This is a genomic window from Sphingomonas sp. Leaf4 (genome assembly GCF_920939515.1).
GTDB lineage: Bacteria > Pseudomonadota > Alphaproteobacteria > Sphingomonadales > Sphingomonadaceae > Sphingomonas.
In genome coordinates, this window is record NZ_CAKLBB010000007.1 from 19,169 (window position 1) to 45,454 (window position 26,286).

The following is a 26,286-nucleotide window of genomic DNA, read 5'->3' on the forward strand; positions in this document are numbered from 1 at the left end:
ACCGCCGGACCACCTTGCCGACCGGACCCGCGTGACCGCGGACGCCGATCCGGATGCCGCGCTGCTGCGCCGGCTGGCGGCGGGGGAGGCGGGTGCGCCCCGCGCGATGGTCGCGGCGAAGCTTGGCCGCATCCTGTCGCTCGTCCGGCGGATGCTCGGCGATCCGGGCGAGGCGGAGGATGTCGCGCAGGAGGTGTTCGCGCGCATCTGGCAACAGGCACCGCGCTGGCGGCCGGGGGCGGCGCGGTTCGATACATGGGTCCACCTCGTCACATTGAACCTGTGCCGCGACCGGCTGCGAAAGCCCCATGCCGTGGTGATGGCCGACCCGCCAGAGCGGCCGGACCCTTCGCCGGGTGCCGAGGCCGACCTGCTGGCTGCCGAGCGTGCGGCGGCGGTGGCGGCGGCGATCGCGCGCCTGCCCGATCGCCAGCGCGAGGCGGTGCTGCTCACCTGCTATCAGGAACTGCCCAATGCGCAGGTGGCGACGATACTGGGCACCAGCGTCGAGGCGGTCGAAAGCCTGCTCGCCCGCGCGCGCCGCACGTTGCGCGCGGCACTGGTCGATGACGGGGAAGGGTGACATGGACCTCCGACGATTTTCGGAGCTGTGCGACGCCTATGGCGGCACCATCGCCTGCTGGCCGCTGCAGGAGCAGGCGGCGGCTATCCGGCTGGCCTCGTCGGGGGAAGGGCAAATACTACTGGCACAGGCCGACCGGCTGGACGCGGCGCTCGCCGACTGGCGTCTGGGGGCGGCACCGCATGCATTGGCCGAATCGATCCTGCGCCATGCCCCGAAGCCGCGCGGTCGCGGGCCGATCGCGCTGTGGTGGTCGGGGCTGGCCGGACTGACGCTGGCGGGCGCGGCGGCGGGGGCGCTGGCCGTCACCCTGCTGCCCCCTCCACCGGTCTTCACCGACGATGGCGGCTACGCCGATACCGTATTCGGCGGTTGGGAGGCGGGACGATGAACGGATCGACGTGGCGCTGGCTGATGGCGTCGCTTGCGCTCAATGCCGTCCTGCTGGGCGCGCTGCTGGGCGGCGGGTGGATGCTTGCACGGTCGCCGGCACCCGCGCCCATCGCCCGGTTGCGCGAAGCGGGCAACGCGCTGAGCGCCGGTCAGCAACCCCGGTTCCGCGCGATGCTGCGCGATACGCGGATCGCCAACCGGCCGCTGCTCGACCGGGCACAACAGGCGCGGACCCAAGCGGCGACGGCGCTGGTCGCACGGCCGTTCGATCGCGAGGCACTGGGCGGTGCGCTCGGTCGCGCCCGTATCGCCGACCTTGCGCTGCGGCAGGCGCGCGAAGCGGCGATCGTCCGCTTCGCCGCGACGCTTTCTCCCGACGATCGCGCGGCGCTCGCCGCCGGACTGCGGACCACCATGCTGCGCGACGGGCGCGGCGAAGCACGAGCCATGCAAGGAGCCGGATCATGACCGCTGCCGACATCACCACGGCGCTGACCCGCTTCGGTCTGGGCGCGCGACCCGACGACCCGCTGCCGACCGATCCCAGACGCTGGCTGCTCGACCAGTTCGATCGCTACGCCGCCGCCCCGCCGTCGATCGCCACCGTCCCCACCAGCCGGGCGGTCGCGGCGCGATTGGCCGAGCTGTACGATCAGCGTCGCGACCTGCGCGAACAATATGGTCCGCGCCGGCAACGACCACCCGCCGCCATGGCACTGGTGCCGCCGCCGATAAGCCCGGCGATGAATTCCGCAGCGGCGATGCCCGCCGCCGACCCGTATCGCGATGCGCGACAGGCGGCGGGGCGTGACATGCGGCAGGGCTATGCCGCCGCCGTCGCCGCGCGGACCGGCATCGCGCTCACCACGACCACGCCGTTCGTCGAGCGGCTGGTGCATTTCTGGGCCAATCACTTCGCCGTTTCCGCCGACAAGCTGGAGATGGTCGGCCTTGCCCCCACCCTCGAATTCGAGGCGATCCGGCCGCACGTCCTTGGCCGTTTCGCCGACATGCTGCTGGCGGTCGAGCGACATCCGGCGATGCTCGTCTATCTCGATCAGGCGGTGTCGGTCGGCCCGAACAGCACGGTCGGCCAGCGCGGCGGACGCCGGGCGGGGCTGAACGAGAATCTGGCGCGCGAGATACTCGAGTTGCACACGCTCGGCGTCCGCACCGGCTATACCCAGGGTGACGTGACCGAACTGGCCCGCGCGCTCACCGGCTGGACCGTCGCCGGCCTTGCCCGGGGACCCGCCCAGCGCGCCGCGGGCGATGCCGCGCCGGGCAGCTTCGTGTTCGCCCCCGCGCTGCACGAACCCGGCGACCGCACGATCACGGGTACGCGCTATCCGGCGGCGGGCGAGGCGCAGGCGACCGAGGTGCTGGCCGATCTCGCCGCCAGTCCAGCCACCGCGCGGCACCTCGCGACCAAGCTCGCCCGCCATTTCGCCGGCGACGTGCCACCGCCGGCGATGATCGCGCGGCTGGAACAGGCGTATCTGTCGTCGAACGGCGATTTGCCGACGATATACCGCGCGATCATCGCCTCGCCCGAGGCATGGGTGCCGGCGCCGGTCAAGTTCCGCACGCCATGGGAATGGTCGCTCGCGACCTTCCGCGCGGTGGGCACGCGCGAGGTACAGCCCGGTGCGATCGTCGGCCTGCTCAACCAGCTCGGCCAGCCGGCGTGGAAACCGGGTCAGCCGATCGGCTATGACGATGTCGCGGCAAGCTGGGCCGGCCCCGACGCGATCATGCGCCGGGTCGAGGCGGCCGAGCGCATGGCCGGACGGACCCCCGCGACCGACGCCCGGACGCTCGGCGCGAAACTCTTCCCCGACGGCTTGTCGGCAGCCACGACGCAGGCGATCGCCCGCGCCGAAAGCCCGGCGCAGGGGCTGGCGCTGTTGCTCGTCAGCCCGGAAATGATGCGGAGATGACCATGATCGACCGTCGTACCCTGCTGGTCCGCTCAGGGCTTACCGCGCTGGCGATGGGGGTCGCGCCACGCATGGCGTTCGCCCGTGCCGAAACCGATCGCCGCTTCGTGTTCGTCATCCAGCGCGGGGCGGCCGACGGCCTCGGCATCGTCGCGCCGGTCGGCGATCCGGCCTTCGCGGCGCAGCGCGGGCAACTCGCCGCCGACTTCGCGACCGCGCCACGCCTCGATACGACCTTCGCGCTGCACCCGGCGATGACCGGGGCGGCGGCGCTGTATCGACAGGGGCAGGCGCTGTTCGCCCATGCCGTCGCCTCGCCCTATCGCGACCGGTCGCATTTCGACGGGCAGAACGTCCTCGAAACCGGCGGGGCGGGGGCCTATCAGGTGAAGGACGGCTGGCTCAACCGGATGCTCGGGCTGATCCCCTCGGGCAATGCGAAGGCGATCGCGGTGTCCGCCACCGTGCCGCTGGCGCTGCGCGGGCGGCATGAGGTGTCGAGCTACGCCCCCTCGACGCTACCCGATGCGTCCGACGACCTGCTCCAACGGGTCGCGATGCTCTATCAGGGCGATGCCCAGCTCCATTCGCTGTGGAGCGAGGCGCTGTCGACCCGCACGCTCGCCGGCGACCTGACCGGCAACGGCGGCCGCGATGCGGCGGCGACCGGCGCGCTCGCCGCGAAGCTGCTCGCCCCGGCCGAAGGCGCACGGATCGCGATGATCGAAACCGGCGGCTGGGACACCCATAGCCAGCAGCGCGGTCGGCTCGCCGCCAACCTGAAAGGGCTCGACGCGCTGGTCGGCGCATTGCAGACCGGGCTCGGCGCGGCGTGGCGCGACACGACGGTGCTGGTCGCGACCGAATTCGGGCGAACGGTGGCGGTCAACGGCACCGGCGGCACCGATCACGGCACCGGCGCGGCGGCGATGCTGTTCGGCGGGCGGATCAAGGGCGGCCGGGTCGTCGCCGACTGGCCGGGGCTGGCCCCCGCGCAGCTTCACCAAGGGCGTGACCTGCGCCCGACGATGCAGCTCGACGCGCTGATCTCGGCCGCCGTGGCCCATGCCTATGACCTTGATCCGCAACGGGTGGCGAACGCCCTGTTCGCGGGGACCGGAACCGGCCGGCCGTCGCTTGTTCTTTAGCGGTTGACCCATCTGACCAGAAGCGTCGCCCCAGCGGAGGCTGGGGCCTCCAGCGGCTCCTGACCCGCATCAGCCCCGGGAGATCCCGGCCTTCGCCGGGATGACGTTTGTTTCAGGGCGGATGGACCATCCGCTAATGCGCTTCACCCGGCTTCGCAATCCGTTTGGGCCGGGGGGCCAGCCAGATGATGAGCGCGGCCGCGCCGAACACCATCGCCGACAACAGGAACAGGTGGTTGATCGCCAGCGTGCTGCTCTCTCGCGCGACCGTCATCTCGACCGTGGCCCGGACCTGATCGAGCGAGAAGCCCTGCGCCATCAGCGCGGTCGTGGTCGGATCGGCGTTGAGCCGCGACACCATTTCGCTGCGCGCCACGATCATGCTGTCGGCATAGAGCGTCGTCGACACCGACGTGCCGATCGCCCCCGCCATGGTGCGCAGGAAGCTCATCACCCCCGCCGCCGATGCCGTCTCGTGCGGCTCGACCGCGCCCAGCGCGATCGTGGTCAGCGGAATGAAGAAGAACGGCATGCCGAACCCCTGCACGATCTGCGGAAACGCCAGCGTCCAGAAATCGGCCCCGGTGGTCCACCCGACGCGGATCAGCGTCGCCCCGGCGATCCACAGGATGCCGAAACACACCAGCGCGCGCGGATCGTGCTTCTTCATCAACTGCGCGACGATCGGCGACATGATGACCGCGCCCATCCCGTTAAACGCGGTGGCATAGCCGGCATAGGTCGAGGTGTAGCCAAGGCTCGCCTGCAACCATTGCGGGATCAGCACGACCGAGGCGAAGAAGGTGCCGAACGCGAACGACAGCGCGGCGACCGCGACGGTGAACCCCCGGTGGCGGAACACGCGCAGGTCGACGATCGGCTGCCGCTCGTTCAGCTCCCATACGACGAACACCGCCGCGCCCACGGCGGCGACCAGCCCAAGGATCACGATCGTCGGGTCCTCGAACCAGTCGTGCTCGCGTCCGATGTCGAGCATGATCTGGAGCGCGCCGATCCACAGCACCAGCAGGGCAAGGCCGATCTTGTCGACCTTGAGCGGCTGGCGCTCGGTCTCGGCGGGTTTCAGCAGCCGCAGCGCGCCGAACACGCAGAAGATCGCGACCGGAATGTTGATGAAGAAGATCCAGTGCCACGACCAGCTATCGCTGATCGTCCCGCCGAGGATGGGCCCGAGGATGGGCGCGGTGACGGTGGTCATCGCCCACATGCCCATCGCCTGACCATGTTGTTCCTTGGGGAAGATGCGCAGCAGCATCGTCTGCGTCAGCGGCATCAGCGGCCCGCCGCACAGCCCCTGGCCGATCCGCGCGGCGACGATCATCGTCAGGCTGGTCGACAGCCCGCACAGCACCGAAAAGATGCCGAAGCCGATCATGCCCACGACGAAGGTGCGCAGCGTTCCGAACCGCCCGGCGAGCCAGCCGGTCAGCGGCACGCAGATCGCCTCCGCCACCGCATAGGAGGTGATGATCCACGTCCCCTGACTGGTCGAGATGCCGAGCGACCCGGCGATATGCCCGACCGACACGTTGGCGATCGTCGTGTCGAGCACCACCATGAAATTGGTCAGCGCCAGCACGATCCCGGCGAACCACAATGTCGGCCCGGTGAATGGCTTGAAATCGTCTTTGCCGGCCATGTGCCGAACTCCCTACCGCCCGGAGATGTCGACGGTCGCGGTCATCGACAGGCCCACCCGTAACGGATGCGCCGCCAGCTCGCGTGGGTCGAGCGCGACGCGCACCGGCAGGCGCTGGACGACCTTGATCCAGTTGCCGGTCGCGTTCTGCGCCGGGATCAGCGCGAACGCCGATCCGGTCCCGCCCGAAAAGCCGATGACCCGCCCGTGATATTCGACGTCGTCGCCATACAGGTCGGACGTGAGCGTCACCGGCTGGCCCGGCTGGACCTTCGTCAACTGGCCTTCCTTGAAGTTGGCATCGACATAGACTTGCCCCACCGGCACGATCCGCATCACCGTGGTGCCGGCGGCGACGCGCTGCCCCACCTGGATCGTGCGGTTGGCGACCACCCCGTCGATCGGCGCGCGGATGATGGTGCGGTCGAGATCGAGTCGCGCCTGTCGCACCTTCGCCTCGGCGGCCAGCACGTCGGGCGCGGTTGCGGCGCTGGCGCCCTCGATCAGCGCCTGATTGGCGGCAAGCGTGCCCGCCGCAGCGCCACGCTGCGACGTCGCCTGCGCGACGGCGGCACGCGCCTGTTCGCGCGCCGCGCGGGCGGCGGCCAGTGCGTTGGTAGCGACGGTCAGCTCGTCGCCCGACACCGCGCCCGCCGGCACCAGCCGGCGGCGACGGTCGAAATCGACCTGCGCCTTGGCGAACGAGGCCTCGGTCGCTGCCAGTTGCGCCCGCGTGCTCGCCACATCGGCGGCGCGTGCGCGGACCTGTTCGGACAGCGCGGTGCTGGTCGCGGCGGTCTGGCCGAACGCGCGCCGCGCCTTGGCCAGTTCGGCCTCGGCGGTGGCGAGCGCGATGCGCGCGTCGCTGTCGTCGAGCCGGACGAGCACGTCGCCGCGCTTCACCGCCTGCGTATCCGCCGCGCCGACCGCGATCGCCTGTCCGGCGACCATCGGCGTCACCTGCGCGGTGTCCGCGCCGACATAGGCATTGTCGGTTTCGACATAGTGGCTGCCGACCAGCACGTGCCACGCGCCATAGCTGACGCCGCCTACCAGAACGATGGCGGCGATCCCGGTCAGCAGTTTCTTGCGTTTGCTCTTGGCCGGGGCATCGGTGGCGGAGGAGGCGGGTTCCAGATCAGCCATGGGGTAGGTCCTTGTCGGTCGGTCCGGCGGTCGCGGGCGCGGTGAACCCGCCACCCAGCGCCCGCACCAATGCGATGTCGAGCGTGAAGGCGCGCGCCTCCAGCCCAGCGACGATCGAGCGCGCCTGCAACACCCGCTCCTGCGCGGTCAGCACGTCGAGGAAGCGCGACAGCCCGCCTTCGTAGCGCAGCCGCGCGACCTGATAGGCGGCTTCGGATTCGGCTAATGAATGGCGCGATTCGGTCAGCCGGGTAGTCAGCGCCTGCTGGCTGACGATCGCATCGGCGACTGCGCGATAGGCTTGCGCGACGGTGCGGTCGTAATCCGCGACCGCCGCGTCATAGCCGCCACGCGCGACGCGGTAGCGGCCTGCCAACTCGCCGCCGCGAAAGATCGGCAGGCTGATCGCGGGGCCGAGCGTGCCGGCGGTCGATCCGCCCTTCAGCAGATTGTCGAGGCCGAGCGACACGACCCCGAACACCGCCGACAACCGGACCGAGGGGTAGAAGTCGGCGCGCGCAACCTTGATCCGGCTCGCCTCCGCCTCGACGCGGGTGCGCGCCGCGACCACGTCGGGACGGCGTCCGATCAGGTCGGTGGTGACGTCGGCGGGCAGGCCGCGCGGCGCGATGGTCGCGCGCGGCGCGACGATGGCAAGGCCCCGGTCCGGCCCTTGCCCCAGCAGCGCGGCGATGCGGTTACGGGTCAGCGCGATCTGCTCGTCGGTTGCCGCCAGATCGGCGCGCGCGGCGGGGACCGCTGACTGCGCCTGTTTCAGTTCGGCGCGGGTATCGAGTCCGGCGGTGACGCGGTCGGTGGTCAGCCGTTCGGTCTGTTGCCGGACGCCCAGCGCGCTCGCCTGCACCGCGCGGCCGGCGTACAGCGCCGCCAGGTCGGCATAGGCATCGGCGACATTGGTCGACAGCGTCAGGCGCGCCTGCGCCAGATCGAGCCGCGCCGCGTCGGCGTCCGATCGCGCCGCCGCATAGCCCGCGCGGTTGCGACCCCACAGGTCTGGGTCGAAGCCCAACTGCCCCTCGATCCGGCCGGTATCGTTCCAGCCCTTGGGCACGAAGTCTGCCGGGATGCCGTTGTTATAGCTCTGCTTGGTCAGCCCCGCGTTGCCGGCCACGTCGAGGCTCGGCAACCGCGTCGCCCCGGCCTGTTGCGCATAGCCATCGGCCTGCGCGATCCGGGCGCGGGCGGCGGCAAGGTCGGGCGATCCGGCCAGCGCTTCGCCGATCAGCGTGTCGAGCTGCGGGTCGCGATAGGCGCGCCACCACGCCGCATCGGGCCATGCGGCATCGCCGGTCGCGGCAAGCGTGCGCGCGGCGGCATAGGCGCCGGGCGGGGCGACGGCCGGGGCCGGCCCCAGTCGCGGTACGCTGGCGCAGGCGGACAGGAACAGGACCGCCGCCAGCGCGATCGGGCGGGCGGCATCGCGTGGAATCGGGCGCATCATCGGAAAAACCGTACTAATGGGTACGCTTCGCGGCATGATCCGGCGGCGATCGGTTGTCAACGAATATCCGTACTCTATAGTACAGTTTTATGACGACCGATAGTTCCGAGATCCCTCCGACCAAGCGCGAGGCCCGCAAACAGGATCGCCGCGCCACGATCGTCGCCGCCGCGCGCCGTTCGTTCCTCGACGATGGCTATGCCGCGACCTCGATGTCGGCGCTGCTCACGACGCTCGGCGGATCGAAGGCGACGTTGTGGAGCTATTTCCCCTCGAAGGAGGAATTGTTCGCCGCGGTGATTGAGGACGTGACCGCCGCGTTCCGTAGCCAAGTGATGGGCGAGTTGATGACGCCCGGCGATCTGGAGGCGACGCTCGTCAACTTCTGTCGCAGCTTCATGAACAAGACCGCGCACCCCGATGCCGTCGCGGCATGGCGGCTGGTCGTGGCGGAAAGCGGGCGCTTTCCCGAAGTCGGGCGCATCTTCTACCGACAGGCCGCCCACCATATCGAACGCGCGCTGGCCGACTATATCGCCCGCCAGATCGAGGCGGGGCGACTGCGCGACGAAGGCGCGATCGACATGGCGCGGATGCTGATCGGCATGACCGCCGCGCAGCAGAACCGCCGCCTGTGGGGCGTCGAGCCTGCCGGCGTCGATGGCATGGATGCCGAAGCGAGACGGTTCGTCGATTACTTCCTCCGTCTCTTCGCGATCGGTCGAACCTAGCGTAGAAACAAATCGTTACAATAACGGGTCAGAGGTGGCACCCTTTGCTACCGGTGGACAAGCTGAACGATACGGACATATTGAACCCCGCGTGACGCAACCGGACGGCGATCCGAGTAACAACGTCGCCAGAGGGGAACCCGCCATGTCATCGCTGCCGCTGTCGGTCGCCGCGCTGCCGATCCGCCGCCGCCATCTGATCGGTGGCGTCCCGCTTCTCGCCCTCAGCACCGTACTCCCCGCTGGCAGCCCGGCCGAAACGCCGCTGCCCGGCTGGACCGCCACGCGCGGCGGGGCGGGCCGGCGGACGCTCACCGTCACGACGCTGGCCGCCGACGGGTCGGGCAGTCTGGCCGCCGCGCTGGCGGTGCCCGGCGCGCGGCGGATCGTCTTCGCGGTCGGCGGGCTCATCGATCTGAAGCGAGCCACGCTGCGCATCCGCGAGCCGTTCGTCACCATCGCCGGGGAAACCGCGCCGTCGCCGGGCATCACACTCATCCGCGGCGGCATCTCGGTCGCGACGCATGACGTGATCGTCCGCCACATCCGCGTTCGCGCCGGTGCCGACGGTGCCGCCCCCCAAAGCGGCTGGGAAGTCGACGGCCTGTCCTGCACCGCCGCGCACGACGTCGTCATCGATCATTGTTCGTTCGCATGGGCGACCGACGAAAATCTGTCGGCCTCGGGACCGCGTTTCGACGGCGGCACGACACCGGACGCATGGCGCGCGCATACCTCGCGCAACATCTCGCTCACCCGCAATATCGTCGCCGAGGGGCTGTCGCATGCGTCGCACGCGAAGGGCGAGCACAGCAAGGGCTCGCTGATCCACGACAATACCACCGGCATCCTCGTCGCGCAGAACCTCTACGCGCATAATCACGAACGTCATCCGTTGGTGAAGGGCGGGGCGCGCGTGGCCTGCGTCAACAACCTGATCTACGATCCCGGCAACCGCTGCCTTCACTATGCGCTGAACGGCGTCGAATGGGGCGATCGCGCGTTCGTCACCGGCGAGTTGAGCATCGTCGGCAATGTCGTGCGCGGCGGTGTCTCGACCCGGCGCGACCTGCCGTTCCTGATTGTCGAGGGCGACGGCGACCTCGGGCTGCACATGGCCAACAATCGCGCGGTCCATGCCGATGGCCGGCCGATGCGCCGCATCGCAATCCTGCCGACCGTCCGCCAGCCGCAGGTGATCGACCGGCCGCGCCCGGTCGTCTGGCCGGCCGGACTGCGCGCGATCCCCGCCGGGCAGGTCGAGGCGCTGGTCACGGCACAGGCCGGCGCGCGGCCGTGGGACCGCGACGCGGTCGACCGCCGGATCGTCGCCGAGGTGCGCGAGGGCACGGGCCGCGTGATCGACGACGAGCGCGAGGTCGGCGGCTATGCCGTGCTGGCGAATGGCCCGGTGGCGGGAAAAATTCGGACCAGATGACATTGTAAGCGATTGTCGCCCTTGACAACTCCCCCGGTTACCGGTGCAATGACACCGGTTTCCGGCAATAGACCCCATGCGATGGGGCGTGGAACCGATTGGGAGAGACAATGACGCTCGCGTCCGCCATCCTCATGCTCGCCGCAGGTCCGGCGCCCGCGCCTGCGCCCGCTCCGGCCGGGGCGCCGGTGCCGGCATTTCCCGGCGCGGAAGGCGCCGGGCGCTTCTCCACCGGTGGGCGTGGCGGCAAGGTGCTGCGCGTCACCACGCTGGCCGATGCGGGACCGGGCAGCCTGCGAGCCGCCGTCGAGGCCGAAGGGCCGCGAACCATCGTGTTCGACATCGCCGGCACCATCGCGCTCCGCACGCCGCTGGTCGTGCGGCACGGCCGGATCACCATCGCCGGACAGACCGCGCCGGGCGACGGCATCACCCTGCGCGACCAGACGTTGCAGATCGCGGCCGACGACGTGATCGTCCGCTACATCCGCTCGCGACTGGGGGCCGAATCGAAGTCGCAGGGTGACGCGATCTGGATCAGCGGCGGCACGCGCATCCTCCTCGACCATGTCTCGGCAAGCTGGTCGGTCGACGAAACCCTGTCCGCCTCCGCCAACTACCGCGATGCCGCCAACAGCATCGGCGACCTGACCGTCCAGTGGAGCGTGATCGCCAACTCGCTGCGCCGTGCCGGCCATGTGAAGGGCGAGCACGGCTATGGCAGCCTGGTGCGCGGCGGTCGCGGATCGCGGATGAGCTTCCACCATAATCTATGGGCTAACCATGCCGCGCGGATGCCGCGCCCTGGCAATTACGCCCCCGCCGAAGCCGACCCGCGCGGCGCGGACTTCGATTTCCGCAACAACGTCTTCTACAACTGGGGCGGGGGCCGTTCGGGCTACAACGCCGATACGCAAAGCGTCGCGCGCTATAATTTCGTCGCCAACGCCTATTTGCCCGGCCCCGACAGCAAGGGGCGGATCGCCTTTGCCGAAAGCAACCGCCATGCGCAGGCATGGTTCGCCGACAATGCGATGGCGGGCGACGTGCCGGCCGATCCCTGGTCGCTGGTGTCGGGCGAAACCGGCGGGGCCTACCGCTTGTCCGCGCCGGTCGACATGCCGCCGGTCGCGACCGTCGCGGCGCTGGCGGCGGTCGAGCGGGTGCTGGCCGATGCCGGGGCCAGCCGCGCGCGCGATTCCGTCGACGCGGCGATCATCGACGGGGTGCGCCGTGGCACCGGCCGGCAGATCGATACCGAAGCCGATGCCGGCGGCTGGCCGACCCTGCGCGGTGGACCGGCGGCGAGGGACAGCGACGGCGACGGCATGGCCGACGGGTGGGAACGCGCCAATGGCCTCGACCCGAAACGACCCGACGGCAACGCCGATCGTAACGGCGACGGCCGCACCAATCTCGAAGATTATCTCGATTTTATGGTTCGCAGATGACACCGGTTTCCAAAGATAAAAAGGGGAGGATTGGAATCATGATCGCACGCAGGATGCTCCGCCTCGGCGCGTCGGGACTGGCGCTGGCCATCGCCGGTACCGCCGCCGCACAGGACGGCACCGCCATCGCCCCGGTGACCCAGGCACCACTGCCCTCGGCGCAGGACCAGCCGGCACCGCCGCCCGGATCGCCCGAGGCGAGCAACGCGCCGGGCGCACAGGCACCGGAAACGCCGACGATTGACGACGGCGGCGACGCCGGCGAGATCATTGTCACCGGCTACCGCGCATCGCTGCGCACCTCGATCGTCGAGAAGCGCGACGCGGCGGTCCAGATCGATTCGATCAATGCCGAGGATATTGCCGACTTCCCCGACAATAATCTGGCGGAATCGCTCCAGCGCCTGCCCGGCGTGTCGATCGACCGCGACAATGGCGAGGGCCGCTCGATCACCGTGCGCGGGCTTGGCGGCGACTTCAACCGCACCCGGCTGAACGGGCTGGAAGCGCTGGCGACGGCCGGCTCGAACGATTCGGGCACCAGCCCCAACCGTAGCCGCTCGTTCGACTACAACACCTTCGCCTCCGAACTGTTCAGCTCGCTCAAGGTGCAGAAGACCCCCTCGGCCGAAACCGACGAAGGGTCCTTGGGCGCGACGATCGATCTCCAGACCGGCCGGCCGTTCGATTACAAGAAGGGTGCGTTCGCGCTCTCGGCGGAGGGCAGCTATCAGGACAATATCGGCAAATGGACGCCGCGCCTCGCCGGCCTTGCCTCCAAGACCTTTGCCGATGGCACCATGGGCCTGCTGGTGTCGGCGGCGTGGAGCGAATCCAAGAACGCGATCGACCAGTACCGCCGGGGCGCCGGCCAGTCGGACTATGTCTATCGCGGATCGACCTGGGCGGGGAACGAGAATCCGCAGCGCGCCGGCTTCGCCGCGCCCGCCGGCACCAGCTTCGGCACCGCGATCACCAACCCGGATGCCATCGCCGCGCTGACCGGATCGAACCCGGCGGCCTATGCCGCGCTCTATCCCGGCGCGCCGTTCAACACGCCCGGTCGGTTCGACAATTCGACGGTGCGCTTCCCCGCGCTACCCTCGATCGAGCAGCAGGACGTCGAATATCAGCGCCTCGGCCTCACAGCATCGTACCAGTGGCAGATCGGCGACAAGACGCGGCTGAGCATCGACGGCCTGTATTCGCGCTTCAAGAACCGCAGTTCGATCTATCAGGTCTCGCCGGTCGGGCTGAACCGCAACAACACCAACGCCGCCTACAACACCGCCGGCAACACCCTGACGCCGCAGGCGGCACGCGCGCTCTATCCCGGCATCTGCACGCCCAATGCGGGATCGAGCCTGGTTCCCGCACAGGATTGCGGTCAGCAACTCTATGGCACCACTCCGGCGTTCGCGACCGCGCTCAATGCGCAGGGGCAGCGCGTCGCATCGGTGCTCGCCCCCTCGGCGGTGGTGCCGGGGACGGTCGCGGCCAACAATCCGACGACGTCGAACATCTTCAGCACCAATCCGTTCAACCTCGACCCGTATGACTATTACAACAATCCCAATTCGGTCGGCTATATCGCGTCGAGCAATCGGCTGGCCTATCGCGGGTCGCTGATCGGGCGGCCGGCGGTGCGGCTCGAAGAGGTCAACGTCACCAACGGCAACGTCGACTATATGGTCGCGACCAACGTCGACTTCCGCTCGGCGGTCGACCAGTCGATCTACACCACCAAGTTCCGCCAGGGCTCGCTCCAGCTCGAACATGAATTCAGCGACAATTTCCGCGCGGTGTTCATCGGCGGCGCGTCCGAATCGACCAATAATTCCGAAGGGCTGCTGGTCGAATTCAACCGGATGGACTCGCCGCAACGCTATGTGTTCGACGCGCGCGACGGCGGCGACATGCCGCTCGTGAATTTCGGTTTCGATGCCGCCGATCCGAACAACTGGGATACGGTCAAAAGCTTCTCGGGCATCCGCCGCTATCTGCGCTTCACCAAGAACACCTATAAGCAGGGCAAGATCGATTTCGACTGGCGGGTGAACGAAAGCTTCAACGTCGGCTTCGGCGGCAACTACCGCGAATATGCTTTTGCGACGCGCCAGTTCGAACGCAACAACGACCTGCTCAACCCGACGCTGCGCGAGGCGGGGGCCAGCGCGGCATCGGTGGGACAGGTCATCGACTTCGGGCAGGGGCTGGACGTGCCCGAAGGCACCGTCACCAGTTTCTACACGCCCAATATCGGCGCGTTCGACCAGTTGTTCGACTTCACCTGCAACTGCGTCAACAAATGGGGCGACTGGCGCCTGACCGACCGGCGCAACGGCGGGCGCGAGAATTTCGACGTGCTCGAAAAGGATACCGGCTTCTACGTCCAGGCCGACTGGACCAGCGAGCTGTTCGGGCGGCCGTTCCGCGGCAACGCCGGCACGCGCGTCGCGATCACCGACGTGACGTCGAACGGGACGACCCCGGCCGGGCGCGGCATCGTCGGCACCAACCGCTATACCGATTTCCTGCCGTCGCTGAACGTGGTGTACGAACCGGTCGAGGACCTCCTCGTGCGGCTGGGCGCGTCGCGGGTGATGGCGCGGCCGCTGCTGGGCAATCTGTCGCCGTCGATCACGGGCCTCAGCATCCCCAACACCGGCGATGCGGTCGGCGCCACGCTGACGATCGGCAACCCGCGCCTCAATCCGTTCCGCTCGACCAACCTCGATGCCAGCATCGAATGGTATTTCGCGCCGGGCGGCCTCGTCAGCGTCGCGGGCTTCAGCAAGCAGATCTCCAGCTTCCCGCAGACGATCTCGTTCGCCGGTCCCTTGTCGCAATTCACCGACGCCGCCACGATCGAGGCGATCCGCGCGCAGATCACCGATCCGATCCAGCTCGCCTATCTGAACGCCAACAACCCGTTCGTCGCCCGCCAGTTCGCCGATGCGCCGGGCGGCTATCTGCGCGGGGTCGAGATCAGCTATCAGCAGGAACTCGACTTCCTGCCGTGGTATTTCAAGAACCTCGGCCTCCAGCTCAACTACACGTACATCAAGTCCGAGCTGAACTATATCCTCGATCCGGGCCGGGCGGCGTCGGGCACCCTCGCCGCCATCCCGGCGAGCACCGGCACCGCCCCGTTCCTCGGCGTCTCGCCGCAGTCGGTCAACGGCACGCTGGCCTATGAAACGGCGAAGTTCCGCGCGCGCGTCTCGGTCGCCTATCGCAAGGGCTATTCGCAGACCTATCCGATCGCCGGCGGATCGTGCGCGCCGGGGTTGCAGAACAGCCCTGCCAACCCGTCGGTGGCGGGGACGCCGTGCGATTCACCGCTGGTCAACGATTTCATCTTCAGCCGCGACACGACCAACGTCGATGCGTCGATGAGCTACAAATTCACCGACTGGCTGTCGGTCAGCGCCGAAGGGCTGAACCTGACCAACCAGCCGAGCCAGCGCTACGCCTATCAGGGTCAGGACGCGGTGACGCAGTACAGCGCATCGGGTCCGATCTACCGCGTCGGCGCCCGGCTGCGGTTCTGATGTCTCTCCCCAGGGACCGCCTTCCCTCCGCCGGCGCCCCGCCGGCGGAGGGGCTTTCCCGGGGTCCACAGGCGACGGATGCACCGTCGCGAATTTCACCGAACGTCCGTTCCAGTCAGGAGTAGTCTCATGATCTCACGCCGCGATGCGTTCCGCACCCTCGGCGCGGCCGGGGCGGTCGCCAGCCTGCCGACCGCGATCGGCGGCACGGCATCGGCGCAGGGCCGCGCGCCGGATTATAAACGGGGTTATGACCATCAGCGGATCGCCGATCTGGGCGACGGACGGTTCCTCAACCCGCTGATGGCGGGCGACCATCCCGATCCGACCATCCTGAAGGACGGTCGCGATTATTACATGACCTTCTCGACCTTCGATTCCTATCCGGGACTGGTCATCTGGCACTCGCGCGACCTCATCAACTGGACCCCGCGCACCGCCGCGCTGACCACGAACATCGGATCGGTCTGGGCGCCCGAGCTGACGAAGCACAAGGGACGCTATTACCTCTATATCCCGACCAAGAATCCGACCACCAACTGGGTGATCTGGGCCGACCGGATCGACGGGCCATGGTCCGAACCCGTCGACCTCAAACTGACCGATCATATCGATCCCGGCCATGCGGTCGGCGAGGACGGGTCGCGCTGGCTGTTCCTGTCAGGCGGCGACCGCATCCGCCTGTCCGACGACGGACTCTCGACGGTCGGCAAGGTCGAGCATGTCTATGACCCATGGCGCTATCCCGACACCTGGGACGTCGAGGGGTTCAGCCCGGAGGGGCCGAAGGTGATGCGGCACGGCGAGTATTTCTATCTCGTCACGGCGGTCGGCGGCACGGCGGGGCCGCCGACCGGCCATATGGTGATCGCCGCGCGATCGAAGTCGATCCACGGGCCGTGGGAACATCACCCCGGCAACCCGATCGTCCGCACCACCTCGCTCGACGAGAAATGGTGGTCGCGTGGCCATGCGACGCTGGTCGAGGGGCCGGATGGGAGCTGGTGGTCGGTCTATCACGGTTACGAGAACGGCTATTGGACGCTCGGGCGGCAGGCGCTGCTCGATCCGGTCGAATGGACGCCCGATGGCTGGTTCCGCATGACGGGCGGCGACCTGTCGCAACCGATCGCCAAGCCCCGGGGCGGCAGCGCGGTCCGTCACGGCCAGCCGCTGTCCGACGATTTTGCGAAACTGGTGCTCGGCACCAAATGGAATTTCTTCAAGCCGACGCCCGAGGATCGTGCGCGGGCGCGGGTGGAGGGTGGCGCGCTGCTACTCGACGCAAAGGGCAAGGCGCCATCGGACGGTGCGCCGCTGCTGCTGATCGCGGGCGACACCGGCTACCGCTTCGAATGCGACATCGAGATCGCAGCCGGCGGCACCGCCGGACTGATCCTGTTCTACGACGAGAAGCTCTATTGCGGGCTGGGCTTCGACGAGAAGCGCTTCGTGACGCATCAGTATGGCATCGAACGCGGTCGTCCCGCCAATCCGCATGGGGCAAGGATGCGGATGCGCGTAACCAACGGCCGCCACATCGTCTCCTTCCATACCAGCGGCGACGGCGGGCGGACATGGAGCCGGTTCGATCGCGGCATGGAGGTGTCGGGCTATCACCACAATGTCCGTGGCGGGTTCCTGATGCTGCGCCCCGGCCTGTATTCGGCGGGCAGCGGCACCGCGCGCTTCCGCGACTTCCGCTTCACCGCGCTTTGAAGGAGCGGACGATGCTCGCCCTGCTGCTCGCCGCCGCGCTGACCGCCGGTCAGGTCGCACCCGCCGCCGCGCCGCCGGTCGTGCCGATCCGCGCGTCGAAGGTGATCCTCGTCGGCGATTCGACCACGGCGGTCAGCGGCGGCTGGGGCGGCAGCTTCTGTGCCGAGCATGTCGCCTCGTTCCTCGCCTGCGTGAACCTCGCGCGCGGCGGGCGGTCGTCGGGCAGCTATCGCGCCGAAGGATCATGGGCGCTGGCGCTGTCCGAGATGCGGACGCCGGGCTTCGTCAGGACATGGGTGGTGATCCAGTTCGGCCATAACGACCAGCCGGGCAAGCCCGGCCGCTCGACCGACCTCGCCACCGAATTTCCCGCCAACCTGCGCGCCTATGTCACCGAAACGCGCGCGGCGGGCGCGGTGCCGGTGCTGGTGACGCCGCTCAGCCGCCGCATCTACAAGGACGGCAGGATCGACAACGACCTCGCCCCCTGGGCCGACGCCGTCCGCCGCGTCGCGCGGGAAATGGACGTGCCGCTGATCGATCTGAACGCGCTGACGCTGGCCGAGTTGAACGCGAACGGCGAACGATGGGCCGAACGCTTCGCGCAACTGCCACCCACCGCCGCGCCGCCCGTGGCCGCCACCACCGAGACGAACGATACCCCCTTCGCCCAGCGCAAGCTGTCGTTCGACCGCACCCATCTGGGTCGCGCCGGTGCCGACCATGTCGCGGCGCTGATGGCCGGCGCGCTGGCACGGACGGTGCCCGAGATGCGGCCGATGCTCTACCCGACGCAGCCCGCGCTGCTGCCGCTGCGCTGAGGGAGCGGACGATGCGCCTTGCCCCGCTTGCCGTCATGCTGGCGACGATCGCCGTCGCCGCGCCCGCACAGCCCGCCGCCCCGCGGGTCGTCCATGTCTCGCCCGACCGGGCGGGGGCGTATCGCAGCGTGCAGCGCGCGATCGATGCACTGGCGACGACCGGCGGCACAATCCTAATCGCGCCGGGCCGCTATCGCGAGAAGCTGGTGATCCGGGGCAACGACGTGCGGCTGCGCGGCACCGGCCACACCCCCGCCGACGTCGTGCTGGTCTATGGCGATGCCTCGGCGACGGTCGGCGGCACGCTCAAGTCGGCGTCGATGACCGTCAGCGGCGACGGGTTCCACGCGACCAACCTGACGATCCAGAACGACTATTGGCTGAATCCTGCGCATCCGCCGTCGCAGGCGGTGGCGCTGGCGCTTACCGGCGATCGGGCGGTGGTGCGCCGCGTCCGGCTGCTCGGCCATCAGGACACGCTCTACGCCAATCGCGGCCCCAACCGCCGGCCGACGCGGCAGTATTTCCGCGACTGCTATATCGAGGGGCATGTCGATTTCATCTTCGGCGACGCCAACGCCTATTTCGATCGCTGCCAGCTCCACGGCCTCGCGCACGAAACCGTGTGGTACACCGCGCAGAGCCGCAACGCGCCCGATGACGAGGGCAGCGCCTATGTGTTCGACCGGTCGCGCTTCACCGCCGAAGCGGGCGCACGCAACATTTCGCTCGGCCGCGCATGGCGGCCCCATGCGCGGGTGATCCTGCTCGACGCGCGGCTCGACGCGCCGGTGATCCCGGCGGGCTGGACCGAATGGACGCCGGGCAGGACGACCACGCTCGATACCGCGTATTTCGCCGAATATCGCTCGCGCGGGCAGGGCGCATCCCCCGCCACGCGCGAAGCACGCACCCACCAGTTGACCGCCACGCAGGCCGCGCGGTGGCGGCTGCCGGCGTTCTTCGGCACCGACACCGGCTGGCTGCGCGATTAAGACCGATCGATATTTGGCCTGACGCCGGCCCGTAGCACCTCCCCTCCCTGACAAGGGAGGGGCCGGGGGTGGGTTGGCCCGCGAGGAAAAATAGGCGCGCCACAACCGGCCGACCCATCCCTAACCTCTCCCTTGTCAGGGAGGGGAGCAGGTCGGGTCGGCACTTCGTCGAAAGTCGATCCGGCCTCAGCGACAGATCGACGGTTCGCCCGGATCGAGGTCGAGGCAGCGGCCGTCGATCTCGCCCGCCGGCACCCGCAGCCCGATCGTCGCGGCCAGCGTGGGGAGGATGTCGACCGTCTCGACGCCGAACGGCTCCTCGAACCCGCCGGCACCCTTGCGCCAGAACAGGATCGGCACGCGGCGGTCATAGTCCCAGAAGCTGCCGTGCGTCGCCACCGACGTGCCCGCCACCGGATGCGGCACGGTCAGCACGCGCGGCTTCATCGCGACCAGCAGGTCGCCCGACCGCTCGGGATTGTACGACGCGCGCGCCCGCTCGAGCAGCGGCCAGGTTTCGGGCGGGGTATGCTGCGGCATCGGCGTGGCGAGGATTTGCGCGCGGGTGAACACCGCCTGCGTCTGGGGATGTGCCGCGAACCGCGCGATCGCCTCGCGCTCGACCGCCGCCTTCTGCGCCGCGCCCAGCTTCACGTCGTACCACACATCGCCATTGACCCCGCCGAGCAGCACCGGGCCGGCGATGCCGAGCTTCGCACCGATCGCCTTGCCGATGCCGTCGACCGTCAGCTCGCCGTCCAGCCGCACCGCATCGGGCACGGCATGCGCCGCCAGCCGCTCGCTCGCGTCGCTGCCGCCATGGTCGGCGGTCAGCACCACCTGATAATCGACGCCGGTCGCATCGAGGATCTGGAAGAAAGCGCCCAACGACTGGTCGAGCGAGGTCAGTTGCAGGCACATCTCGCTGCCCTCGGTGCCATAGCCGTGGCCGACATAGTCGGTCGCCGACGCGCCGATCGAGATGATGTCGGTCTGCGGCCCCTGACCCAGCTTCATGTCCTGGATCAGCCCGGCAGCGAGCGCCAGCACCGCCGCGTCATATTCGGGAGAGCGCCGGAAATTGGCGACGTCGCCCGCCGCGCGCGCGAAGCGGCCGGTGCCGACGGTCTTGTCGCCGACCCGCACCGCGCGGGCGAGCGGGCGGCAATAGTCGGGCAGGTCGAGCGCGGGCTGTGGCGTCGCGATCCGCTTGGCGACGGCGGCGTTGGCGCGCGCGACCACCGGCGGCATCGCGCGCCCGGCATAGCTGACGAAGCCGGTCTTGCCGAACCACCAGAGTTCGTCGACCTTGTGGCCGCCCATCATCACCGCCGCCCGGTCCTTGCCCGCGACCGAGACGACGCGGGTGCGCGGGTCGGCCGCCTTCATCCGCTCGCCCAGCGTCGGCACTTTCAGATGCACGTCGGACACGGTGTAATTATCGAAGGTCGATCCCGGAATACGCTCGTCCTCGGCGCAATAGACCTTGCCGTCGGCGCGGCCGCTCTTCTGGTCGATCCAGTCGTTGGCGATGATCCCGTTGCGCGCCGGCCGCGATCCGGTGAGGATCGTCGAATGGCCCGGGCACGTCTCGGTCGCGGCATGGCTCTGATAGCCTGCTGGGAACACCGCGCCCTGCATCAACCGGGTGAAGCCGCCGGTGAAGCGCCCGCGATATTCGGCGAACAGGTCGGCGGAGAACTGATCGACCGAGATCGCGACGATCAGTTTGGGCGGCGTCGCCGGATAGCCCGGCGGCACCGTCACCGGATCGGCTAGCGGCGCGGCGGGGGCCGCCGTCTGGGCAAGCGCGGGGGCGGCGGTCGCCAGCAGCACGGCGGCGAGGGGAACGAGACGCATCGACAACTCCGGGGACGGTGCATCCGTCCGTGACTTCCGCTACTCCGCGTCCATGACACCGGCAAGAACGCTCTGGCAGCGAATCATCCTGTTGCTCTTGCTGTTGGGTCCGGCGCTGCCGGCGGCGGCACAGACCGCGCCGGTGCGCCACGTCGCGATGCGGCTGGTCGCGGAAAGTGATCGGCCGGTGGCGGGACAAAGCGTCGCGCTGGCGCTGGTGTCCGAACCCGATGCCGGCTGGCACGGCTATTGGCAGAACCCCGGCGCGGTCGGCAGCCAGTCGCGGCTCGACTGGACCTTGCCCACCGGAGCAAGCGTCGGGGCGCTGCGCTATCCGGTGCCCGAACGGCTGCTGGTCGCCGGGCTGATGAACTATGTCTACGAACGGCCGTGGACGATCCTGACCGAGTTGCGCGTACCCGCCGGGCTGTCGGCGGGAACGCCGCTGCCGGTGCGACTGTCGATCGACTATCTGGTCTGCACCCGCGAAATCTGCGTGCCCGAAAAGGCCGAACTGGCGACCGACCTGATCGTCGGCGACGGCGCGGTCAGCGTGGAGCGGCGGCAGGCGTTCGACGGCTGGCGCCGCGCGCTGCCCCGGCCGATCGGATCGCCGGCGGTGTTTCAGGGTGGTGACGCTTTCCGCTTGCGCATCCCGTTTCCGGCGGACGTTGCCCCGGACGATGCGTATTTCTTCGCACAGACCGAAGGCGCGATCGATTATGCCGCGCCGCAATCGGTGGTGCGCGACGGCGATGCGATCATCCTCTCCACAAAGGGGGCAGGGACGCCGCCGGTGGTCGAAGGCGTGCTCGCGACCGGCGAGGGGCAGGGCTATGCAATCCGCGCCACGCCGGGCGTGGTCGCCGTTCCGCGTGAAGGCGGCTGGTGGCGGACCGCGTTGCTGGCGTTCGGCGGGGCGCTGCTCGGCGGATTGCTGCTCAACGTCATGCCGTGCGTGTTCCCGATCCTGAGCCTCAAGGCATTGAGCCTCGCCCGCGCCGGCGAAAGCGATGCCAAGGCGCGCGCGGAGGGTGTCGCCTATACCGCCGGAGCGGTCGCGACCTGCATGGCGCTGGGTGGCCTGTTGCTGGCGATCCGCGCGGGCGGTGCGGCGGCGGGATGGGCGTTTCAGTTGACCGATCCGCGCATCGTGCTGCTGCTGCTGCTGCTGACCGGCGGGATCGCGCTGAACCTCGCTGGGCTGTTCGAACTGCCGACGCCGCAGGTCGGCATGCGCAGCGGGCGCGGCGGTGCGTTCGCCACCGGCGCGCTGGCGGCCTTCGTCGCGACCCCGTGTACCGGGCCGTTCATGGGCGCGGCGCTGGGATCGGCGCTGATCCTGCCGCCGGTCGCGGCGATGGCGGTGTTCGCTGGGCTGGGGCTAGGGCTGGCGCTGCCGTTCCTGCTGCTGGGGTTCGTACCCGCGTTCAGGCGGCGGTTGCCCAAACCCGGGGCGTGGATGGACCGGCTGCGCAAAGGACTGTCGGTGCCGATGTTCGCGACCGCGCTGGCGCTCACATGGCTGCTCGGCCGGCAGGCGGGGGTCGATGGCATGACGCTGGGCCTCGCCGCGCTGCTGCTCTTCGCGCTGGGACTGTGGTGGACCGGGCGGCGTCAGCTTCGTAGTCTGACGCGCGCATGGTGGCCGACCGCCGCCGCGCTGGTGCTGGCGCTCCCCCTCGCGCTGCTCGTCAGCCGTGCCGCGCCCGGTGCTTCGGCCACGATCGCCGGGGCAGAGCCATTCAGCGAGGCGCGCCTCGCCGCGTTGCGCGCGCAAGGCCGGCCGGTATTCGCCTATTTTACCGCCGACTGGTGCCTGACCTGCAAGGTGAACGAAAAAGCCGCGATCGAGACGCGCGCCGTCGCCGATGCCTTCGGCAAGGCCAAGGTCGCGGTGCTGGTCGGTGACTGGACCGACGGCGATCCCGCACTCGGCCGCTTCATCGAAGCGCACAACCGTGCCGGCGTGCCGCTGTATCTATGGTATCCGGCAGGCGCGACGCAGCCGAGCGTGCTGCCGCAGGTCTTGACTCCGGCGACATTGACCGGCCTCGTCACGCAATAGGCCTTGCCGTTGCTCCTGCCGCAATGCAGCATGCAACCAAAGCCGCAGTCGGCGTTTTGGAGGATGGATGGGGCAGGCGTTCGACGAAATCTGGGGGCATGGCGGGCCGGACTCGCCACGCGAGGAACTGGCCGGGCTGGCGCGGTGGATGCAGGGCGTCCCGCCGCGCGAGTTGCGTCGGCGGTTGCAGGCGGCCGAAGCGACCTTCCGCCAATTGGGCATCACCTTCGCCGTCTATGGTGACAGCGAGGCGGCGGAGCGGATCATCCCGTTCGACATCGTGCCGCGCGTGTTCATGCCCGACGAATGGGCGCGGCTGTCCAAAGGCTTGGTTCAGCGGACGCAGGCGATCAACGCCTTCCTCGACGACATCTATGGCGAACGCCGCATTTTGAAAGCGGGCGTGCTCCCCCCCGACCTGATCTTCGGCAACAACCAGTTCCGCCCCGAAATCGCCGGCATCCGCCCGCCGCATGGCGTATGGGCGCATATCTGCGGCATCGATCTGGTCCGCACCGGCCCCGACGAATTCTTCGTACTGGAGGATAACGCCCGCACCCCGTCGGGCGTGTCGTACATGCTGGAAAATCGCGAGGCGATGATCCGGCTGTGCCCCGAACTGTTCCGCAATTTCCGCGTGGCGGCGGTCGACAGCTATCCCGACAGGCTGCTGGAGACGATGCGCTCGGTCGCGCCCGAACGTGCGGGCGCGCATCCGGTGTGCGTCGTGCTGACGCCGGGCCATTTCAATTCGGCCTATTACGAACACAGTTTCATCGCCGATTCGATGGGCGTCGAACTGGTCGAACCCGCCGACCTGCTGATCGACGACGACTGCGTGTATATGCAGACGGTGTCGGGGCGGGTGCGGGTCGACGTGATCTATCGCCGGATCGACGACGATTATATCGATCCGGTGGTGTTCCGCCCCGATTCGCTGCTGGGCGTCCCCGGGCTGATTGCCGCCTACCGCGCCGGCAACGTCGCGCTGGTCAACGCGCCGGGCAACGGCATCGCCGACGACAAGGCGATCTACAGCTACATGCCCGAGATCGTCCGCTTCTATTCGGACAGCGAGCCGCTGCTCCCCAATGTCGAGACATGGCGTTGTCGCGAGCCCGAAGCGTTCAAATATGTCCTCGACCATCTGGATGAGCTGGTGGTCAAGCTCGTCGACGGATCGGGCGGCTATGGCATGCTCGTCGGCCCGACCGCGAGCAAGGCGGAGATCGAGGATTTCCGCCGCGCGCTGATCGCCGAACCGCAGCGCTACATCGCCCAGCCCACGCTGGCGCTGTCGACCGTGCCGACGCTGACCGATGCGGGGCTCAGCCCACGCCACGTCGATTTCCGTCCGTTCGTGCTGACCGGCGCGAAGGACGTGCAGGTCGTGCCCGGCGGCCTGACCCGCGTCGCGCTCAAGGAAGGATCGCTGGTCGTGAACTCCAGCCAGGGCGGCGGCACCAAGGACAGTTTTGTCCTGCTTGACGACGGCCCACCGGCACAGGTCCAATCGATGGGCGGCATGACCCAACGTCAGGGAGGCCGCTGATGGCGATGCTCTCGCGTACCGCCGCGTCGCTCTACTGGCTGGGCCGCTATGTCGAGCGCGCCGATTTCCTCGCCCGGCTGGTCGAGGCGACGGTACGGCTCGACGCGCTGTCGTCGCGTCCCGCCGGCGATGCCGCTTGGGCCAGCGCACTGGCGGTCAGCTATACCGAGGAAAGTTTCGCCGCCAGCGGGCAGGCGGTCGGGCAGGGGGCGGTCGCGCGCTTCCTGACCTGCGACCGCAGCCACACCGGATCGATCCTGTGGTGCCTCGACGCCGCGCGCAACAATGCCAAGGCGGTGCGTACCGCGCTGACCCGCGACGCATGGACCGCGATCAATCGGGCATGGATCGTCTTCAACGGCCCGACGGAGGAGGGCGAGGAGGATATTCTCAACCTCGTCGAAGCGATCAAGGCCGAGGCGCGCGGCTTCGAGGGCGCGGTGCAGCGGATGATGAAGAACGAGGCGACGTGGTTCATCCAGCTCGGCGCCGCGATCGAACGGGCGGACAATACCGCGCGGCTGATCGACGTGAAATATCACCTGCTGCTGCCCGAGGGCGAGCGCATCGGCGGCGCGATCGACCGGGACCAGTGGACCACGATCCTCCAGACGGTGTCCGCCGTCACCGCCTATCGCTGGCTCTACAGCGAGGGGCTGAAACCCGCGCATGTCATCGAACTGCTGCTGTGCCGGGGCGAGGTGCCGCGCAGCCTGGCCGCGTGCGTCGACGAGACGGTCGAGATGCTCAACCTGCTCGGCAAGCGCACCGGCTTTCAGGGCGAGGCCGACCGCATGGCGCGCGCCCGCCTCGCGCGGATGCAGAAGACCCGCGCGCATGAAGTGATCGTGAGCGGGCTGCACGAATATCTGACCGCCTTCATCCGGGAGAATGCGATGCTCGACGCCGCCATCGCCCGCCAGTTCCGCTTCATCTGATGCGGCTGTCGGTCCACCACGAGACGCGCTACCGCTTCTCCGAACCGCAGGCGCGCATCGTCCAGTTGCTGCGGCTGTTCCCCGGCGACACCACGCACCAGACGGTCATCCACTGGCGGATCGATGTCGATTGCGACGCCCGGCTGCGCGAGAGCGTCGACGGCTACGGCAATCTGACGCGGATGCTCTATGCCGAAGGGCCGGTCGAGGGGCTGTTGCTGACGGTGTCGGGCGAGGTGCTGCTGACCGAGGACGATGGCGCGATCGAAGGGACGATCGAACCCTTCCCCGCCGACCTGTTTCGCCGGGAGACGCCGCTCACCCGCGCCGACGCTGCGATCCTCGCGCTGGGCGGCGGTGACAGCGTGGCGGCGATGACCGACCTCGCCGGCGCGATCCACACGCGCTGGCCGCTCGACCGCCGCCCGGCACGCGCGATCCGCAGCGCGGCGGAAGCAGCCGCCGACGACCGGCTGTCGCCGCGCGACATGGCGCAAATCTTCGTCGCGGCCGCGCGCGCGGCGGACGTGCCGGCGCGCTATGTCTCGGGCTACAGCCTGTCGGGCGACGACGAACGCCGCACGCCCGCGCCGCATGCGTGGGCCGAAGCCTATGTCGCGGGCGGCTGGTATGCGTTCGACCCGGCGGTCGGCGGGCGCTCGGGGCTCGACCATATCCGCGTCGCGGTGGCGCTCGACGCCGCCGGCGCCGCACCGATCGCGGGGGTGCGCATGGGCACCGGCGACGAGGCACTCGACGTCGACGTCCGGATCGAGGGCAGCGAGGCGGCGTAAGGCAGGATTGCTCCCCTCCCTGACAAGGGAGGG

Annotated in this window: 20 protein-coding genes; 16 read left to right on the top strand and 4 right to left on the bottom strand. The window is 69.1% G+C overall.

The window, feature by feature from the left end; all coding sequences use genetic code 11:
• Nucleotides 1-31: 31 nt before the first annotated feature.
• From LRA89_RS11600 to LRA89_RS11620, 5 genes are read left to right on the top strand one after another with little or no spacing between them, the layout of a single operon-like run.
• Nucleotides 32-583, top strand: a complete 552-nt coding sequence (locus LRA89_RS11600; RefSeq protein WP_230770276.1) for an RNA polymerase sigma factor — start codon at nucleotides 32-34, stop codon at nucleotides 581-583.
• 1 nt (nucleotide 584) lies between these two features.
• Nucleotides 585-974: a hypothetical protein gene (locus tag LRA89_RS11605; RefSeq protein ID WP_230770277.1), complete on the top strand. Its 390-nt coding sequence runs from the start codon at nucleotides 585-587 to the stop codon at nucleotides 972-974.
• Nucleotides 971-1,444: a periplasmic heavy metal sensor gene (locus LRA89_RS11610; RefSeq protein ID WP_230770278.1), complete on the top strand. Its 474-nt coding sequence runs from the start codon at nucleotides 971-973 to the stop codon at nucleotides 1,442-1,444. Before LRA89_RS11605 ends, LRA89_RS11610 begins: the two co-directional genes overlap by 4 nt.
• The gene (locus tag LRA89_RS11615) at nucleotides 1,441-2,916 is read left to right on the top strand and encodes a DUF1800 domain-containing protein (RefSeq protein WP_230770279.1); all 1,476 of its coding nucleotides are present in this window, start codon (nucleotides 1,441-1,443) and stop codon (nucleotides 2,914-2,916) included. The genes LRA89_RS11610 and LRA89_RS11615 overlap by 4 nt, the downstream gene beginning before the upstream one ends.
• A 2-nt stretch (nucleotides 2,917-2,918) precedes the next feature.
• Complete coding sequence (locus LRA89_RS11620) at nucleotides 2,919-4,064, top strand: DUF1501 domain-containing protein (protein WP_230770821.1); 1,146 nt, start codon at nucleotides 2,919-2,921, stop codon at nucleotides 4,062-4,064.
• A 133-nt stretch (nucleotides 4,065-4,197) separates the two neighbouring features.
• Here the strand turns inward: LRA89_RS11620 and LRA89_RS11625 are convergent, their stop codons facing one another.
• From LRA89_RS11625 to LRA89_RS11635, 3 genes are read right to left on the bottom strand one after another with little or no spacing between them, the layout of a single operon-like run.
• Entirely contained in the window at nucleotides 4,198-5,724 is a 1,527-nt protein-coding gene (locus tag LRA89_RS11625; RefSeq protein WP_230770280.1) for a DHA2 family efflux MFS transporter permease subunit, read from the bottom strand.
• A 12-nt stretch (nucleotides 5,725-5,736) separates the two neighbouring features.
• On the bottom strand, nucleotides 5,737-6,870 hold the full coding sequence (locus LRA89_RS11630) for an HlyD family secretion protein (RefSeq protein WP_230770281.1): 1,134 nt from the start codon (nucleotides 6,868-6,870) through the stop codon (nucleotides 5,737-5,739).
• Nucleotides 6,863-8,332 (bottom strand): efflux transporter outer membrane subunit, encoded by a 1,470-nt coding sequence (locus LRA89_RS11635; RefSeq protein WP_230770282.1) that lies wholly within the window; start codon nucleotides 8,330-8,332, stop codon nucleotides 6,863-6,865. Before LRA89_RS11635 ends, LRA89_RS11630 begins: the two co-directional genes overlap by 8 nt.
• 89 nt (nucleotides 8,333-8,421) lie before the next feature.
• On the opposite strand from LRA89_RS11635, the gene LRA89_RS11640 reads away from it, so the two are divergent.
• The 7 genes from LRA89_RS11640 to LRA89_RS11670 all read left to right on the top strand — a co-directional run bounded on the left by LRA89_RS11640 (nucleotide 8,422) and on the right by LRA89_RS11670 (nucleotide 19,041).
• A complete protein-coding gene (locus LRA89_RS11640; protein WP_230770283.1) occupies nucleotides 8,422-9,063 on the top strand; it encodes a TetR/AcrR family transcriptional regulator in 642 nt (213 codons plus the stop codon).
• A gap of 145 nt (nucleotides 9,064-9,208) precedes the next feature.
• Nucleotides 9,209-10,501, top strand: coding sequence for a pectate lyase family protein (locus LRA89_RS11645; protein WP_230770284.1), 1,293 nt, complete (start codon nucleotides 9,209-9,211; stop codon nucleotides 10,499-10,501).
• A gap of 110 nt (nucleotides 10,502-10,611) precedes the next feature.
• On the top strand, nucleotides 10,612-11,952 hold the full coding sequence (locus LRA89_RS11650) for a pectate lyase (protein WP_230770285.1): 1,341 nt from the start codon (nucleotides 10,612-10,614) through the stop codon (nucleotides 11,950-11,952).
• Between the two features lie 38 nt (nucleotides 11,953-11,990).
• Nucleotides 11,991-15,506, top strand: a complete 3,516-nt coding sequence (locus tag LRA89_RS11655) for a TonB-dependent receptor (protein WP_230770286.1) — start codon at nucleotides 11,991-11,993, stop codon at nucleotides 15,504-15,506.
• Nucleotides 15,507-15,635: 129 nt separating this feature from the next.
• Nucleotides 15,636-17,225, top strand: coding sequence for a family 43 glycosylhydrolase (locus LRA89_RS11660; protein WP_230770287.1), 1,590 nt, complete (start codon nucleotides 15,636-15,638; stop codon nucleotides 17,223-17,225).
• Nucleotides 17,226-17,236: 11 nt separating this feature from the next.
• Nucleotides 17,237-18,046 carry a rhamnogalacturonan acetylesterase gene (locus LRA89_RS11665; protein WP_230770288.1) on the top strand — a complete coding sequence of 270 codons (810 nt, stop codon included), beginning with the start codon at nucleotides 17,237-17,239 and terminating at the stop codon, nucleotides 18,044-18,046.
• 11 nt (nucleotides 18,047-18,057) lie between these two features.
• Entirely contained in the window at nucleotides 18,058-19,041 is a 984-nt protein-coding gene (locus tag LRA89_RS11670; protein WP_230770289.1) for a pectinesterase family protein, read from the top strand.
• Between the two features lie 186 nt (nucleotides 19,042-19,227).
• Here the strand turns inward: LRA89_RS11670 and LRA89_RS11675 are convergent, their stop codons facing one another.
• Nucleotides 19,228-20,901, bottom strand: coding sequence for an alkaline phosphatase family protein (locus LRA89_RS11675; protein WP_230770290.1), 1,674 nt, complete (start codon nucleotides 20,899-20,901; stop codon nucleotides 19,228-19,230).
• Between the two features lie 52 nt (nucleotides 20,902-20,953).
• Here LRA89_RS11675 and LRA89_RS11680 point away from each other — a divergent pair, with 52 nt between their 5' ends.
• The 4 genes from LRA89_RS11680 to LRA89_RS11695 all read left to right on the top strand — a co-directional run bounded on the left by LRA89_RS11680 (nucleotide 20,954) and on the right by LRA89_RS11695 (nucleotide 26,253).
• Nucleotides 20,954-22,969: a protein-disulfide reductase DsbD family protein gene (locus LRA89_RS11680; RefSeq protein ID WP_230770291.1), complete on the top strand. Its 2,016-nt coding sequence runs from the start codon at nucleotides 20,954-20,956 to the stop codon at nucleotides 22,967-22,969.
• 67 nt (nucleotides 22,970-23,036) lie between these two features.
• Nucleotides 23,037-24,521 carry a circularly permuted type 2 ATP-grasp protein gene (locus LRA89_RS11685; protein WP_230770292.1) on the top strand — a complete coding sequence of 495 codons (1,485 nt, stop codon included), beginning with the start codon at nucleotides 23,037-23,039 and terminating at the stop codon, nucleotides 24,519-24,521.
• Nucleotides 24,522-24,526: 5 nt separating this feature from the next.
• Nucleotides 24,527-25,459: an alpha-E domain-containing protein gene (locus LRA89_RS11690; RefSeq protein ID WP_230770823.1), complete on the top strand. Its 933-nt coding sequence runs from the start codon at nucleotides 24,527-24,529 to the stop codon at nucleotides 25,457-25,459.
• Nucleotides 25,459-26,253 (top strand): transglutaminase N-terminal domain-containing protein, encoded by a 795-nt coding sequence (locus tag LRA89_RS11695; RefSeq protein WP_230770293.1) that lies wholly within the window; start codon nucleotides 25,459-25,461, stop codon nucleotides 26,251-26,253. The genes LRA89_RS11690 and LRA89_RS11695 overlap by 1 nt, the downstream gene beginning before the upstream one ends.
• The last annotated feature ends 33 nt before the right edge of the window (nucleotides 26,254-26,286 follow it).

Excerpts from the sequence above, each read along its gene's own strand:
- LRA89_RS11605 (WP_230770277.1), top strand. The coding sequence starts at position 585 with ATGGACCTCCGACGATTTTCGGAGCTGTGCGACGCCTATGGCGGCACC.
- LRA89_RS11610 (WP_230770278.1), top strand. The coding sequence starts at position 971 with ATGAACGGATCGACGTGGCGCTGGCTGATGGCGTCGCTTGCGCTCAAT.
- LRA89_RS11615 (WP_230770279.1), top strand. The coding sequence starts at position 1,441 with ATGACCGCTGCCGACATCACCACGGCGCTGACCCGCTTCGGTCTGGGC.
- LRA89_RS11620 (WP_230770821.1), top strand. The coding sequence starts at position 2,919 with ATGATCGACCGTCGTACCCTGCTGGTCCGCTCAGGGCTTACCGCGCTG.
- LRA89_RS11625 (WP_230770280.1), bottom strand. The coding sequence starts at position 5,724 with ATGGCCGGCAAAGACGATTTCAAGCCATTCACCGGGCCGACATTGTGG.
- LRA89_RS11630 (WP_230770281.1), bottom strand. The coding sequence starts at position 6,870 with ATGGCTGATCTGGAACCCGCCTCCTCCGCCACCGATGCCCCGGCCAAG.
- LRA89_RS11635 (WP_230770282.1), bottom strand. The coding sequence starts at position 8,332 with ATGATGCGCCCGATTCCACGCGATGCCGCCCGCCCGATCGCGCTGGCG.
- LRA89_RS11640 (WP_230770283.1), top strand. The coding sequence starts at position 8,422 with ATGACGACCGATAGTTCCGAGATCCCTCCGACCAAGCGCGAGGCCCGC.
- LRA89_RS11645 (WP_230770284.1), top strand. The coding sequence starts at position 9,209 with ATGTCATCGCTGCCGCTGTCGGTCGCCGCGCTGCCGATCCGCCGCCGC.
- LRA89_RS11650 (WP_230770285.1), top strand. The coding sequence starts at position 10,612 with ATGACGCTCGCGTCCGCCATCCTCATGCTCGCCGCAGGTCCGGCGCCC.
- LRA89_RS11655 (WP_230770286.1), top strand. The coding sequence starts at position 11,991 with ATGATCGCACGCAGGATGCTCCGCCTCGGCGCGTCGGGACTGGCGCTG.
- LRA89_RS11660 (WP_230770287.1), top strand. The coding sequence starts at position 15,636 with ATGATCTCACGCCGCGATGCGTTCCGCACCCTCGGCGCGGCCGGGGCG.
- LRA89_RS11665 (WP_230770288.1), top strand. The coding sequence starts at position 17,237 with ATGCTCGCCCTGCTGCTCGCCGCCGCGCTGACCGCCGGTCAGGTCGCA.
- LRA89_RS11670 (WP_230770289.1), top strand. The coding sequence starts at position 18,058 with ATGCGCCTTGCCCCGCTTGCCGTCATGCTGGCGACGATCGCCGTCGCC.
- LRA89_RS11675 (WP_230770290.1), bottom strand. The coding sequence starts at position 20,901 with ATGCGTCTCGTTCCCCTCGCCGCCGTGCTGCTGGCGACCGCCGCCCCC.
- LRA89_RS11680 (WP_230770291.1), top strand. The coding sequence starts at position 20,954 with ATGACACCGGCAAGAACGCTCTGGCAGCGAATCATCCTGTTGCTCTTG.
- LRA89_RS11685 (WP_230770292.1), top strand. The coding sequence starts at position 23,037 with ATGGGGCAGGCGTTCGACGAAATCTGGGGGCATGGCGGGCCGGACTCG.
- LRA89_RS11690 (WP_230770823.1), top strand. The coding sequence starts at position 24,527 with ATGCTCTCGCGTACCGCCGCGTCGCTCTACTGGCTGGGCCGCTATGTC.
- LRA89_RS11695 (WP_230770293.1), top strand. The coding sequence starts at position 25,459 with ATGCGGCTGTCGGTCCACCACGAGACGCGCTACCGCTTCTCCGAACCG.